We start from the raw sequence: 14,166 nt of genomic DNA on the forward strand, positions 1-14,166 counted from the left end.
TCAAGCTACCGGCTGGGTCCGACAGTCTTTGGACGCGACACTCCTGCCGTTACGCTGAACACATGCGGATGGAGTATGTGACGGCGGTTTTGGCCGTTGTGGACCTCGTTCCTCCCGGTTCGGCGGTTTCCTACGGGGATGTCGCAGAGCTTCTTGGTGCCGGCGGGCCGCGACAGGTTGGGGCAGTCATGAGCCACTACGGCAGCTCAGTGGCCTGGTGGCGCGTCCTGCGGGCCAGCGGCGAGGCACCCTCCGGGCACGAAGTCGAGGCACTGAAGCACTACCTGGAAGAATCGACGCCGCTGCATGGCGCCTTTGAGGCCTTCTCCAGGACGGGAGAAGGCCGTTGGCGCGTTGACCTGGCAACGGCGCGATGGGCACCAGGGGAGGCCGATTTTGATCAACTGGATGTGATCTCGGACCAGTTGGAGCGTCAACTCCATAAATTGTCGGTGCCCGATGATGAAATGACTGTGTGACCGCCACTCCTGCCAAGACCCGCCCAGCACCAGCTGCTCTCCGCCTGCTGCCTCCGCGCGAGACCCACTACGCGGCCCCCGTTTTGTCACCGGACCAAAGTGCCGTTGTTTCCCTGCGGCAAGGCAGTGGCCCTGTGCTGGTACCTGGTGGTCCCGGAACCGGAAAATCCACCGTGCTGGTCGAATCGGCGGTACGCCGCGTCCGGGAGGACGGCCTGGATCCTGAACGGATCCTCATACTTGCCCCCGGACGGCATGCCGCCGCCGCGCTGCGGGATACCTTCACCGGGCGGCTGGACCGGAGTCTTAGTACGACGCCGGCACGTACTTGGGCGTCGTACGCGTTCGACGTCATCCGGCGGGCCAAAGCCGAGGGCGTCATACCGCTGGGCCGGCCCCCTAAGCTCCTCTCCGGTCCGGAACAGGATCTCATCATCAAGGAGCTGCTTGAAGGGCACTCCCGCTCGGGATTCGAATTGCCTTGGCCGGAGGATCTCAACGCGGCCCTTCCCACCCGGGGCTTCCGGCACGAAATCCGCCAGTTGTTCGACCGCATCATTGAGTCCGGGCGTACTGCAGAGGACCTGGTGGGACTCGCCTACGAATGCGGAAGGCCTGATTGGATGGCCGCGGCCCAGCTGTACAGCGAGTACCGGGACGTCCTGGATCTCCGTATGCCCGAGGCCTTCGACCCTGCGGGAATCATCACCACGGCGCGGCAGATCTTCCAGGACTCGCCGGAATTCCTGGCTGCGGAACGGGACCGGCTCCAACTGATCCTGGTGGACGATTCCCAGGAGTCCAATCCTGCAGTATTTGAACTCCTGGCCGATGTCGCCGAGGGAAAGGACGTGGTAGTCACCTACTCGCCGGACACTGTGGTGCAGGGCTTCCGTGGTGCCCGTCCTGATCTTGTGGCAGAACTGCCTTCCCTGCTGGGAGGCATGCCGGGCGTGGTCCACGAGCGTCCTTTGTGGTTTACCCACCGGCACAAGCCCTCGGTAGCGGAAGCATGGACACGTGTTGCGGCACGCATTTCCCAACGTTCCGGCGGCCAGCTTGCCAGGCGGCTGGAGCAGCCGCCTGGCCCGGACACCGCAGGAGAGGCCCCCGGCAGTGAAGGCAGGGTGGAAGGACATGTCCTGCCATCTGCCGTCCATGAGCTGAGATACGTTGCCCAGCGGATCCTGGAAGCTCAACTGAGGGAGCGGCGGGAGTTCAGTGACATTGCCGTGATCGTGCGCAATGGCGGCCAGATTGCGCAGATGCAGCGTTATCTCAGCGGCCAGGGAATACCGGTGCGTGTTCCGGTGGCGGACTCGGCTGTCCGCGATGAGGTGGCCGTCCGTCCGCTGCTGGAGGCCTTTGCGGTTGTCCTTGACCCGGCCAAGCTGACTCCGGAAACGGCCGTCTCGCTGCTGACATCGCGCATTGGAGGGGCCACTGCCATAGAACTGCGCCGGCTCAGGCAATCGTTGCGACGCGAGGAACTCCTGGGTGGAGGCGGCAGGTCCAGCGATGCCCTGCTGGTCGAAGCACTGCTGGAACCCGGGGCCCTGGCGTCCTTGGGAATCGAAGGCAGCTCGGCCCGCCGGCTTGCCCGCATGATTGCGGCAGGATCCAAGGCCGCAGCCGAGCCGGGCGCCAACGCGGAGTCGGTCTTGTGGGCTTTGTGGCAGGCCACCGGTTTGTCATCACGCTGGGCCGAGATGGCGCTGGAGGGCGGCAACGCCGGCGCACGGGCCGATCGGGACCTCGACGCCATGATGGCACTGTTCCATACCGCCGAACGCTTTGTGGACCAATTGCCAGGATCCGGTCCCGAGCAGTTCCTGGACTATCTCCTGAACCAGGAACTTCCCATGGACACTCTTGCCGCACGTGCCCAGTTGGAGGCGTGCGTGGAAATCATGACCCCAGCCAGTGCTGCGGGCCGGGAATGGCCTGTGGTGATCGTCGCCGGTCTCCAGGAAGGCGTCTGGCCGAATACCCGGCTGCGCGGCGAACTCCTCGGCAGTACCGTTTACGCCGACGCTGTGGAGCATGGAGTGGACTACGCCGTCAGCCGGGGCCCCTTGAGCAGGCTTAGAGACATCCGTTACGACGAACTCAGGAGTTTCTCAACGGCAGTTTCCCGGGCCCGGGAGGTCCTGATCTGCACAGCGGTGTCCTCGGAGGATGACCAGCCCTCGGCTTTCCTGGATTATGTTGCCCCTTTGGAATCAGGGCAGTACAAACGCGACTACACCTTTGTCGAGCGTCCCCTGACTCTCAGGGCCCTTGTTGCCGAGCTGAGGCAGCACGCACAAGGGGTCACCTCCTCTACGGGGGAAGCCGGTGGCAGCGCGGCCAGCCAGGAAGCCGCGCGGATACTGGCCCGGCTCGCCAGCTCAGAACCGCCCGTTCCCGGTGCCAATCCCGATACCTGGTGGGGCCTGGCCCCGCTGAGCTCGGGGGAGCCGGTGGTCCCCCCGGGGGCTACAGTGTCCGTGTCCCCATCCAAGGTTGAAGCTGTCCATAAGTCCCCGCTGGACTGGTTCGTGCAGGCTGCCGGGGGCGAGGCCGCCACCGACTTCGCTCGCAGCCTCGGAACCCTGGTCCACAGCATCGCCCAGGAAATGCCGGAGGCCTCGGGTTCGGAGTACGTAGCCGAACTTGTCCGCAGATGGCCAACCCTTGGCATGAAAGAGAACTGGGAGGGCAAGCTCGACTTCCAACGCGCGGAACAGATGGTGCGCAAATTGGCCCAATACGTCCTCGTCATGCGCAGCGAGGGACGCAGCTTGCTCGCTGTGGAACATGACTTCGAAGTCCAGCTTCCGGATGTCTTCCTGGATGCTTCGGGCTCTGCAGATCCTGAAGCGGACTTTACCCGGCATGCTGTGCTTCGGGGTCAGGTGGACCGCCTGGAGGTTGATGACCAAGGCCGGCTTGTTGTGGTGGACCTCAAAACCGGCAAGCGGCAACCAGGCAAGGCAGAAGTTGCCAGGCACCCGCAATTGGGTGCATATCAGGCAGCGGTGCTAAGAGGAGCCTTCAAGGACGCAGGAACCTCAGAGGAAGCCACCGACTCCGGATCCAACACCGAACATGAAGGCTTTGCCCCGGGCGGCGCGGTGCTGGCCCACCTGGGAACAAAGACAAAGACGCCGGCAGTTCAGCAACAGGACCCCTTGGATCCTTCAGCGAACTGGGCGGAGGAACTGGTCAACGAGGCTGCTGCCTTGATGGCAGGGGCCTCCTTCGAAGCACGTCATGATCCTGGCAAGAGCGGGCATGGTGGCCATGGATGCCGCCTTCCGGATGTTTGCCCGTTGTGCGCCAGAGGAAAGCAGGTCACCGAATGACAACCGAAGTCCTGGACGGAGTTGCCGCTACACAACCCGGCACTATTGGCGGCGCGTTTGTTCCTGAGCCCCGGTTCACTCCCTCTGAACTGGCTGACATCCTTGGCGAGAAAAACCATCCCACTGCCGAACAGTCGGACATCATCGCCTCTCCGCTGTCCCCACGATTGGTGATCGCCGGAGCCGGCTCCGGCAAGACCGCAACCATGGCGGACAGGGTGGTGTGGCTGGTCGCCAATGGGTGGGTCCGCCCGGAGGAAGTGCTTGGTGTGACTTTCACACGGAAGGCTGCCGGCGAACTGGCCAGCCGGATCCGGAGCAAGCTGGCCACCCTCCAGCGCATCGCAGCAGAAGATGACGGCAGCATCGGATTCCCGGAGGGGCTGCTGGGGGCTGACGACCTCGAACCCAAGGTCTCCACCTACCATTCCTACGCCAGCGGAATAGTGTCCGATTATGGACTCCGGCGGGGCATCGAGCGGGACGTCGTCCTGCTCGGCGGAGCCCAATCCTGGCAGCTGGCCAGCGAAGTAGTGGAAGCCTACGACGGAGAGTTCGAGCATTTCACCGCCGCCAAGTCAACCTTGGTCAATGCTGTCATCCAACTGGCGGGGGAGTGCGCCGAACACCTCCAGGATCCCGGCACGGTGCGCAACTGGGTGCTGGACCGCGTGGCCACCTTCGAACAGCTTCCTTATCTGGCGGGAGCAAGCAAGAATCCCACCACGGCTGCTGCCTCACTGTCCGCCATGCTCCGGACCCGCGCCAGTGTGGCAGACATGGTGGTGCGCTACCAGGAAGCCAAGCGGCAACGCGGTGTCCTTGACTTCGGAGACCTGGTTGCCCTGGCTGCCCGGATCGCCAGCGACATCCCTCTCGCAGCAACCACCGAGAGAGCCCGGTACAAAGTGGTTCTCCTGGACGAATTCCAGGACACCTCCCACGCCCAGTTGGTGCTTTTTTCGCGTCTTTTCAGCCAGGGCCACGCCGTCACTGCAGTGGGCGATCCCAACCAGTCCATTTATGGGTTCCGTGGGGCTTCAGCCGGACAGCTTTTCCACTTCGTGCAGGAGTTTCCCGTCAAACACGTGGATACAGGGGATGGCGCCGAGACCTTTTCAGTGGCTCCAACCTCGTACCTGACCACCGCCTGGCGGAACGGAAGGAACATCCTTGCGGCAGCCAACACCATCGCGGCACCTTTGAACAAGGCAGCTGCAACGGACGGCCCTGCGGGGGATCGGGATGCAGCGGGAGATGTCTCCGTCCCACCGCTGGTTCCGAGCCCGGCGGCAGTCGACGGAAGTGTGGTGATTGGACGATTCAGCACCGACGAGGACGAAGCCGCGGCCATAGCCCGCGATGTCCGCCGCTATCAACGGACCGTCTTTGAGGAAGAGAAGGACGGCACGCCCATCAAGCCGACCATGGCCGTCCTGTGCCGCCGCCGTGCACAGATGGAGTGCTTGCGCCGGGAATTCGAGCTGCAGGGAATTCCGTACGAGATCGTCGGTCTCGGCGGATTGTTGGACACACCGGAAATCGTGGATCTTGTGGCCACCCTGCGTGTGCTGGCCGATCCCGGGCGGTCCGATGCCTTGATGAGGTTGCTGGCCGGGGCCCGCTGGCGCATTGGCCCGGCGGATTTGATGGCCTTTAACGACTGGTCACGTTTCCTGGCCCGCCGCCGGTCAAATCCTGGCACGGCTTCTGAACCCATGGATGAAAACGAGGAAGCAGCATCGGTGGTGGTTGAAAGCGATATCACCGATGCCTCAAGCCTTGTAGAGGCCCTTGACTACCTGCCAAAGCCCGGATGGACCTCCAGGAACGGCCGTACCCTGAGCAGTACCGCCCTGGAACGGCTGGACTTCCTGGCCTCGGAGCTGCGATCCCTGCGCACATACATCGGGGATGACCTCACTACGCTCCTTGGTGAGGTTGAGCGTGCCATGCTCCTGGATATCGAAGTAGCTGCAAAGCCTGGAACCACTATCCACCAGGCCCGGCGGAACCTTGACGCGTTTCAGGATGCCGCAGCGGGGTTCCTGCAGACATCCCAGCGTATCGATCTCCTGGCTTTCCTGTCGTGGCTGGAGGCAGCAGCATCCGAAGAAGGTGGATTGGACCTCGCCCCTGTGGAGACCAACCGGGAAGCCGTGCAGCTGCTTACCGTCCATGCGTCAAAAGGGCTGGAGTGGGACGTTGTTTTCGTTCCGGGCCTCAACGCAGGATCGTTCCCCAGTACCAGGGATTCACGGTGGAGCAGTGGGGCTGCGGCCTTGCCCTGGCCCTTGCGGGGTGACCGTGCAGACCTCCCGCAGTGGGACTTGGACCAGCCTGACCAGAAGGGATGGCTGGATGCGGAAAAGGACTTTAAATCCGAGGTACAGCACCACGGTGAGGCCGAGGAACGGCGGCTCGCCTACGTCGCCTATACCCGGGCAAAATTCGTCCTATGCGCATCCAGCGCTGCCTGGAACGGTTCGCGTTCCGGAATGGCCGGGATGTCCGCATTCCTTGCAGACTTGGCGCCTCTCGCGGGAGCTGCTGGAGTCGCCGCAGACGGCGGCCGGGGAACCTCTGCAGTTCAAACAGGGTCAGCGGTGGTCCATCCTGGGTCCGTGGCCGAGGAAGCACTCCCGGAGGAAAGCCCCCTGACAGCCGCGCTTGAAGTTGCAGGGTTCCCTTACGATCCCCTTGAAGGTCCTGTCGACCCCCGGACGGGCGCACGCCTCAGGTTGGTTCCCGGGCGCCGGGTCGTCATGGACCAGGCCGCCGCAAATGTCCGTGCCTATCTCGCCGATGCCTCTTGTGAGGCCCAGGTCCCTGGGCTCACGGGCCCTGCGGCGAGATGGTCTGAAGAGGCAGAACTCCTCCTGGACCGCCAACAGCGGGGCCGGACCACGCAGGACGTCCACCTTCCCAGCCATATCTCTGCATCACTGTTCGTTGACCTTGGCGCCGATCCGGGTGCGGTGCTTTCCCAGCTCCGCCGGCCGGTGCCGCGTGAACCGGGCATTTCGGCCCGCAAAGGCACGGCCTTCCACGCGTGGGTTGAGGAGTATTTCGGGACTACCGGCATGCTGGACCTGGACGAGGCCCCGGGCTCGGATTCCCACATCGACGAGGCCTACGGCTTGGACGACATGGTGGCCGCATTCAAAAAGTCCGAGTGGGCCCAGCGCGCGCCCGCCTTCGTCGAGGTGCCAGTGGAAACGCGGATCGGCGACGTCGTGGTCCGAGGACGTATTGATGCCGTATTCCGCGACGCCGATGGCCGCTGGCAGCTGATCGACTGGAAAACCGGACGACGCCCCGCGGGTCGGCAATTGGCGACCCGTGCCCTGCAGCTGGCCGTTTACCGGTTGGCTTGGGCGCGCCTGAAGGGTGTGCCCCTCGAGGAAGTCAGCGCCGCGTTCTACTACGTAGCCGATGACTCAGTTGTCCGGCCCCACGATTTGGGCACAGCCGAAGACTTGGAACAGATCGTGGCCACGGCGTTGGAGGCAGGCAGCCTGGACCGGTAGATCAACGGTGGGAGTGGCAAGGACCGATGCGTACTGGGCTCGGTGTGTTCTAGGAGCGATCGGCCGTATGGAGCGGAGTTACGTTCACCACGCTGATTGCGGCGGTGGACGTGTCATCCGGGTCGTTGGTTCCCGAAGAGACGCGGCCTTCGGTCGGGGGCAGCTCAGCTGCTTGCGCGGCGTCGTCCGCTGTTTCGGTGCCGTCGGTCGGCCCAGGCGCTGCCGCTGCCGGCTTGCTGACGTCCACGGGCGCCGATTCGCTGGCGACCGCCGTCGCCGGCTCCGCGGCAGGTGGTATAGCTGCCACCGTAACCGGCGATCCGGCGTCGGGAATCACCGCAACACTGACCGCAGGGATCGCACCAGCCGGAGCGCCGGCAGCCTGTGCTTCAGCCGCCTCATCCTCTGCGGCCCTTGCCGCTTCTTCGTCACGCCGCGCTTGTTCATCAATGTCATCCGAGAGCGTCTGAAGCATCGACTCCGCCTCCGCCGTCATGCTCTGGTGCCCGGCGGCCATTGCCTTGACCAAATACTGGGCCAGGGCGAACTCGGCCAACAGCGCTGCCCTGCGGAGCAGGTGCATGTCCGGTTTCTCACGCCTTGCCTGGGTGTAGTGGTTCAGTACGGCGTCCACGAATGAGGCTTCGTTGGAAGCCACCAACCATGCAAAGTCGTCCGCTGGATCACCAATACGGAGGTCGGTCCACCCTGTCAGGGCCGTGACGGAATCGTCCTGCACCATGAGGTTGTCCTCGTGGAGGTCGCCATGGACCACTGAGGTGTTGAACCGCCACAACGCCACATCTTCAAGGGCGTGTTCCCAGCGCCGGAGCAAGGTGGCCGGAATCTTGCCGGTGGTAGCAGCCTGGTCCAGTTCGTTGAGCTTGCGCTGCCGGAATTCGTTGGCAGAGTAGCTTGGCAGGTCGGCGTTGGTCACCAAGGTCAACGGGAGATCGTGGATGGCGGCCAGAGCCGCACCAATCTCACGGGCAAGGGCAGGACTGCCGGCCGAGAGCTCTTCGATGGAGAGCACGGCGCCCTGGAGGTGGGTGTAGACAAAGGTGGTCAAGGCGCCTTGGCGCACGGTGCCGGCCACGGTCGGCACGTGGAAGGGCAGCTCGGCACGAATGGCAGGAGCGAAGGCGCGCAGCACCATGAACTCGGTTTCCAACCGGGTGCTGGCCTCAGGATGGCGCGGCGAACGGACGCGCCAACGTTTCCCATCGGCATCGAGCAGCAACGCCGAGTCAAAGTCGGCGTCATCGTCGGGGGAAAAGGCTGTAGCCGTCGGCGCCAGGCCAGGCACCGCCGCGGTTGCTACAGCGGCCAGTTCGAGCGGTGTTCTTCTCACCTTCCCAACGGTAGATTGAGTGTGGCCTGTGGTCATGATGCAGTGCGGCGAGTCTTCAGATCCGCCATAAAACAGGACATTTCTGTGCACGATTGATGCCGGAACCGGGTGCGTCCACAAGGGGGACCCTCCCAAATGTTTTTTGTCGGTACGAGTCAGTACGGTAGATACATGAGCTATTCGGAGTCACCGGCGCTGGCAAACCACCTGATGGACACTGTTCTTCCAGTCCGCCCTGCCATGGTGGATCGTGGCTCCGGGGTGCGGATGAAGCCGGGCATGGTGGATGACCTCATCGCTTCCGGTACTGCCAAGGCCATGGTTATTTCCCAGCGCCAGGCTCTGGTGACCGGTGACGGACTCTGGTTCGGGGACGCCACGTCGCTGTGGAATGCCCTAAGCGGAACGGATAACGGCGCCACTACCGCTGTTTACCTGGGAACCACTTTGGAATCGTCGTCTTTGCCTGAAGGCACGGCCGTCCTGCTGTTTACCTCGGATGAACCGCCCGCGCCAGGCAATGCCACAGTGCCGGCCGATGCCCGATGGGCAGGTTTCCGGGATGTCGCCGCGAGTTTGGACGCCAGTGATACTGCGCTGTTCATCGAGGCAAGTGCAATCTCCAACTGGCACGCCACACACACGCACTGCCCCAAGTGTGGACATCCCACTGACATTGAGGCAGGTGGATGGGTTCGCCGTTGCCCCAAGGACAATTCAGAGCATTACCCTCGGACGGATCCCGCCATCATCGTGACAGTAGTTGGCCCTGACGGCCGGTTGCTCCTGGGCGGTGGTGGTCCCACGGACGCCAGGAACTATTCCACGCTCGCAGGTTTCGTGGAGCCCGGCGAGTCGCTGGAACAGGCGGTTGTCCGGGAGATTGCCGAAGAAGTGGGCGTTCGCGTGTCGGCATGCCAGTACCTCGGTTCTCAATCATGGCCATTTCCCGCGTCGCTGATGCTGGGCTTCACCGCCACCACTGAAGACTCCGTTGCCCGGCCGGACGGAGTTGAAGTCACGAGGGCACGCTGGTTCAGCCGTGAAGAGTTGCAGGCAGCTGTCTCCAGCGGTGAGATCACCATCTCCACGCGCCTGTCCATTGCCCGTTCCTTGATTGAACATTGGTACGGCGGCGTCATCGAAGACCTCCAGCCGTGACAGAAGACATTTTCGACGCCGGTGGTTCACTTGAGGAACGCATCCTCGGCGGCTTGGATGAAGAACAGCGTGAAGTAGCAAGTACCTTGACGGGTCCCCTGTGTGTTCTCGCGGGGGCGGGCACGGGAAAGACACGTGCCATCACCCACCGCATAGCTTACGGAGTCCACTCCGGCGTCTACAGCCCCCAGCGCTTGCTGGCCGTGACGTTTACGGCGAGGGCAGCAGCGGAAATGCGCAGCAGGCTTCGGGACCTCGGCGTGGCGAATGTCCAAGCCCGGACTTTTCACGCTGCCGCCCTCAGGCAATTGCAGTTCTTTTGGCCACAGGCCATTGGCGGCACTTTGCCGAATCTGCTGGACCACAAGGCCAACATGATCGCCGAGGCTTCGCGCAGGCTCCGGCTCAGCACTGACCGCGCAACCATCCGGGATTTGGCCGCTGAAATTGAGTGGGCCAAAGTCTCCATGCTGACGCCCGCCAATTATCTTGAGAACGCGCAGGACCGTGGAACACCAGGCGGGTTTGACCTGACTGCGGTCTCAAGGGTTTTCCAGGCGTACGAGGATATCAAGACCGACAGGAACGTCATCGACTTCGAAGACGTCCTGCTGATTACGGTGGGAATTCTCCAGGAAGATCCGAAAGTCGCCGCCACCGTCCGCGAGCAGTACCGACACTTCGTGGTGGACGAATACCAGGATGTCTCGCCGCTGCAGCAGCGGCTCCTGGACCTGTGGCTCGGCGGGCGCAACGAGTTGTGCGTGGTCGGCGATGCCAGCCAGACGATCTACTCCTTTACGGGAGCCTCACCCAAGCATCTCTTGGGATTCAAGGCACAGTTCCCGGATGCCACCGTAGTTAAGTTGATCCGCGATTACCGGTCCACCCCGCAAGTTGTGAAGTTGGCCAATGACCTTCTTGGGTCCCGGCGAAGCGGTGGACCCGTGGCAGATGCTGCCTGGGCACCTCCGCTCAAACTCGTCGCCCAAAGACCAACCGGTCCAGAACCGCGCTTCATGGAATGCCCGGATGACGAAGCCGAGGCGGCGGTGGTGGCAGGCCGGATCCAAGAACTGCTCGATACCGGGGTCAAAGCCAGCGAGATCGCAATCCTGTTCCGCACCAACGGCCAGTCCGAAGCCTACGAACAAGCACTGGCTTCAGCCGGCATTGGATATCAGCTTCGCGGAGGCGAGCGGTTCTTCGCCCGCAAGGAAGTCCGGGACGCCATCCTTCAACTGCGTGCCGCAACCCGGGCCGTCGCCGAAGGACCCCAGGAGCCACTGGGACAGATCGTTCGCGACATTGTTGCATCGCTTGGCTACACGGACGCAGCACCGCACAACGGGGGAGCCCTGCGCGAACGTTGGGAATCCTTGGCAGCGTTGGTTGCCTTGGCAGATGAACTGGCCGTCAGCCGCGGCGAGGCCTTCACCCTGGCCGAGTTCGTCAACGAGCTTCAGGAACGCTCGGTCGCACAGCACGCCCCCACCGTCCAAGGCGTAACACTTGCATCCCTTCACGCGGCCAAGGGGCTCGAATGGGACGCCGTGTTCCTGGTGGGCCTCAGCGAAGGACTTATGCCCATTTCCTTCGCAGACACACCGGAAGACGTTGACGAGGAACGGCGGCTGCTTTATGTCGGGATCACCAGGGCGCGTGAGCACCTCAATTTGTCCTGGTCCACTGCCCGAACTCCGGGTGGCCGAGCCAATCGCAAGCCATCCCGCTTCCTTGACGGACTCCGACCCAACTCAGTGGCCTCGGCAAACGCCCGCAGCAAGACAGGTCCCGTGCGCCGAAAAGCCGCCGCACCGGCGTCGTGCAGGGTATGTGGAAGCATGCTCGCCAGCGGGGCCGAGCGCAAGGTGGGACGATGCAACCAGTGCCCGCCGACATATGAGGAACAGACATTTGATGCGCTAAGGCAGTGGCGAAAGGACGAAGCGAAGTCCGCCGACGTCCCCGCCTATGTCGTTTTCACCGATGCGACGCTCACGGCAATCGCTGAGGCGAAGCCTTCCTCGCTGGAGGAGCTGGCCCGTTTGGCGGGCATTGGGCCATCCAAACTTGAGCGCTATGGCGAGGCTGTATTGGCGGTCCTGACCGAAAGCTCGGAACTCTGATGGCTCGCCGGTCGGCTGCGGAGCCTGATGTTCCCTTGGTCACCGAGGACGGCGCTCCCGTAGTAGTGCGCCGCTCGAGCAGGAGGCGCAGGACTGTTGCTGCCTTTTGGGAAGACGGGAAAGCAGTAGTGGCCATCCCGGCCAGCTTCACCAAGTCCCAGGAACGGGAGTGGGTCCACCGCATGCTGGCCAAGCTGAAGAAGCAAGGTGAGCAGCGGCCGGGCAAGGGCCGGCAGCGTCCAGCTACCGACGAAGCCCTTGCTGAGCATGCCGCGCACCTTTCGCGGACTTATCTGGGCGGGCGTGCCGTCCCTACATCTGTGAGGTGGGTCAGCAACCAGAATTCGCGCTGGGGTTCTGCCACCCCGGCGGACGGCACCATCAGGCTATCGAACAAGCTGCAGCCCATGCCGCAGTGGGTCATCGACTACGTCATGGTGCATGAGCTTGCGCATTTGCTGGTGGCGGGGCACAACGCAGACTTTTGGCGGCTGGTGGACGCGTATCCCGAGGCGCAGCGTGCCAAGGCGTTCCTTGAGGGGGTTGCTTTTGCCACGTCAAGGGGCCTCCAGCCGGACTCAACCCCAGCGACGGAAACCGGGGCTTAAAGCAGCAACGGCCGCCATGGAGATGGCGGCCGTTGCTGCGTGTTGTGCGGCTTCCGTGCTGGCTTACTTGGTCGGACCGTCGGTGTCGGTGTCTTCGGGTTCAGCTTCGCTGTCCGGCACCTCATCCGCGGCCGAACCTTCTGCCTCGGAGTCCTGTGGGTCGGTGCTGTCATAGCCGCCGCTGAGCAACTTTTGCAGGGCATCGTCCACTTCACTGTCGCTGGCTTCGGCCAGCCTGCGGCGTTCGGAGAAGCCCTTGGGGTCGTCCAGGTCTTCACCGGTGGGCAGCAAATCCGGGTGATGCCAGATGGCGTCGCGACCCGCGATGCCGCGTTCTTCCTTGAGCGTTGCCCACAGAGTGGCGGCTTCCCTGAGCCTGCGGGGACGCAATTCCAAGCCAACAAGGGAGGAGAACGCATGCTCGGCCGGGCCGCCGGTGGCACGACGACGACGAACGGTTTCCCGAAGGGCGGTGGCAGAGGGAAGGACTTTGTCCGTGGCCTCTGCAGTGAGTTCGTCCACCCAGCCTTCAACAAGGGCGAGGGCGGTTTCGAGCTTCTCCAAGGCAGCAGTTTGAACCGGCGTGCGCTCCGGAGTGAAGACGCCTTGCGAAAGCGCCTCCTGGATTCCCTCAGGGTTGCTGGGATCAAGGTCCCGCGCCAGGTCTTCAATACGGGACATGTCGATGTGGATGCCGCGGGCATAGGCCTCAATCGCACCCAGCAGGTGGCCACGCAACCAGGGCACCTGGACGAACAACCTTGCGTGCGCTGCTTCACGCACGGCAAGGAACAGGCGTACATCGTTCTCAGGGAGGCTTAGGCCTTCCCCGAACTTGGCGACGTTGGCCGGCAACAACGCCATTTCCAGGTCGGCCAAAGGAACGCCGATATCGGTGGAGCTGACAACCTCGGCAGAAAGCGCCCCGATGGCCTGTCCCAGCTGCATTCCGAAGATCGCACCGCCCATGTTCTGCAGCATGGACGAGGCGCCGCCCATCATGGATTTCATTTCCTCGGGCATCTGCTGCGTGAGCGCGTTGGACAGGGCATTGGCGACGCTGTTGGCAACGGGTTCGGTCAGGCGTTTCCAGGTGCCCAGGGTCGCTTCCACCCATTCCGCACGGGACCAGGCACGGCCGATCAGGCCGGTGGCGGAAAGATCTGTCACGGGGTCCAACCAAAGTTCGGCAAGCCTGAGGGCTTCGTCGATCTCCCGGGCCTGGACAGCGCTCACCGAAGGATCGTTACCGGCCGCTGCAACCCGGCGCGCATTCTCGTGGGCCAGCTGCCAATTCACGGGCCCGTCCGAGGTGGAGCTCATCATGGCCTGGACCTGGGCGAACATCTGCTGGAGCAGTTGGGGATCGTTGGGCAAGCCGGCGGCCTTGGCCAGCTCGGCGGGATCGATGTTGCCCATGCCCTGGCCACCCATCAGGTTCTGCAGCATTTCTGCCAGCGGGTCCTTGGGAGTGTCGTCGTCGTTGGACGGATTGTTGGGGTTGGATGTCATGGTGCCGCCGATCGTCGAACTGGCTGGTGATCTCTTTCACCGTACCCCG

Annotated in this window: 8 protein-coding genes; 6 read left to right on the forward strand and 2 right to left on the reverse strand. The window is 63.3% G+C overall.

The genetic code is table 11. The features are described from left to right. The first annotated feature begins 62 nt into the window (after positions 1–62). Genes BLQ01_RS03060 through BLQ01_RS03070 form a run of 3 tightly spaced genes read left to right on the forward strand, consistent with a single transcriptional unit; the run spans position 63 to position 7,356 of the window. The gene (locus BLQ01_RS03060; RefSeq protein WP_026540006.1) at positions 63–479 is read left to right on the forward strand and encodes an MGMT family protein; all 417 of its coding nucleotides are present in this window, start codon (positions 63–65) and stop codon (positions 477–479) included. Continuing rightward, positions 476–3,826 (forward strand): ATP-dependent helicase, encoded by a 3,351-nt coding sequence (locus BLQ01_RS03065; RefSeq protein WP_091550078.1) that lies wholly within the window; start codon positions 476–478, stop codon positions 3,824–3,826. Before BLQ01_RS03060 ends, BLQ01_RS03065 begins: the two co-directional genes overlap by 4 nt. Next, a complete protein-coding gene (locus BLQ01_RS03070; RefSeq protein WP_091550080.1) occupies positions 3,823–7,356 on the forward strand; it encodes an ATP-dependent helicase in 3,534 nt (1,177 codons plus the stop codon). Before BLQ01_RS03065 ends, BLQ01_RS03070 begins: the two co-directional genes overlap by 4 nt. A gap of 49 nt (positions 7,357–7,405) precedes the next feature. On the opposite strand, the gene BLQ01_RS03075 is transcribed toward BLQ01_RS03070, so the two are convergent. After that, complete coding sequence (locus BLQ01_RS03075) at positions 7,406–8,707, reverse strand: macrolide 2'-phosphotransferase (protein WP_043431837.1); 1,302 nt, start codon at positions 8,705–8,707, stop codon at positions 7,406–7,408. 171 nt (positions 8,708–8,878) lie between these two features. On the opposite strand from BLQ01_RS03075, the gene nudC reads away from it, so the two are divergent. The 3 genes from nudC to BLQ01_RS03090 are packed head-to-tail and all read left to right on the forward strand — an operon-like array spanning position 8,879 to position 12,605. Next, entirely contained in the window at positions 8,879–9,868 is a 990-nt protein-coding gene (gene nudC, locus BLQ01_RS03080; RefSeq protein WP_091550081.1) for an NAD(+) diphosphatase, read from the forward strand. Beyond that, positions 9,865–11,997 carry an ATP-dependent DNA helicase UvrD2 gene (locus BLQ01_RS03085; protein WP_026540011.1) on the forward strand — a complete coding sequence of 711 codons (2,133 nt, stop codon included), beginning with the start codon at positions 9,865–9,867 and terminating at the stop codon, positions 11,995–11,997. The genes nudC and BLQ01_RS03085 overlap by 4 nt, the downstream gene beginning before the upstream one ends. Next, positions 11,997–12,605, forward strand: a complete 609-nt coding sequence (locus BLQ01_RS03090) for a YgjP-like metallopeptidase domain-containing protein (RefSeq protein WP_091550083.1) — start codon at positions 11,997–11,999, stop codon at positions 12,603–12,605. The genes BLQ01_RS03085 and BLQ01_RS03090 overlap by 1 nt, the downstream gene beginning before the upstream one ends. A 63-nt stretch (positions 12,606–12,668) precedes the next feature. Here the strand turns inward: BLQ01_RS03090 and BLQ01_RS03095 are convergent, their stop codons facing one another. Beyond that, positions 12,669–14,117, reverse strand: a complete 1,449-nt coding sequence (locus tag BLQ01_RS03095; protein WP_091550085.1) for a zinc-dependent metalloprotease — start codon at positions 14,115–14,117, stop codon at positions 12,669–12,671. Positions 14,118–14,166: the final 49 nt, after the last annotated feature.

It is taken from the genome of Arthrobacter sp. UNCCL28 (assembly GCF_900102805.1).
Lineage (GTDB): Bacteria > Actinomycetota > Actinomycetes > Actinomycetales > Micrococcaceae > Arthrobacter > Arthrobacter nicotinovorans_A.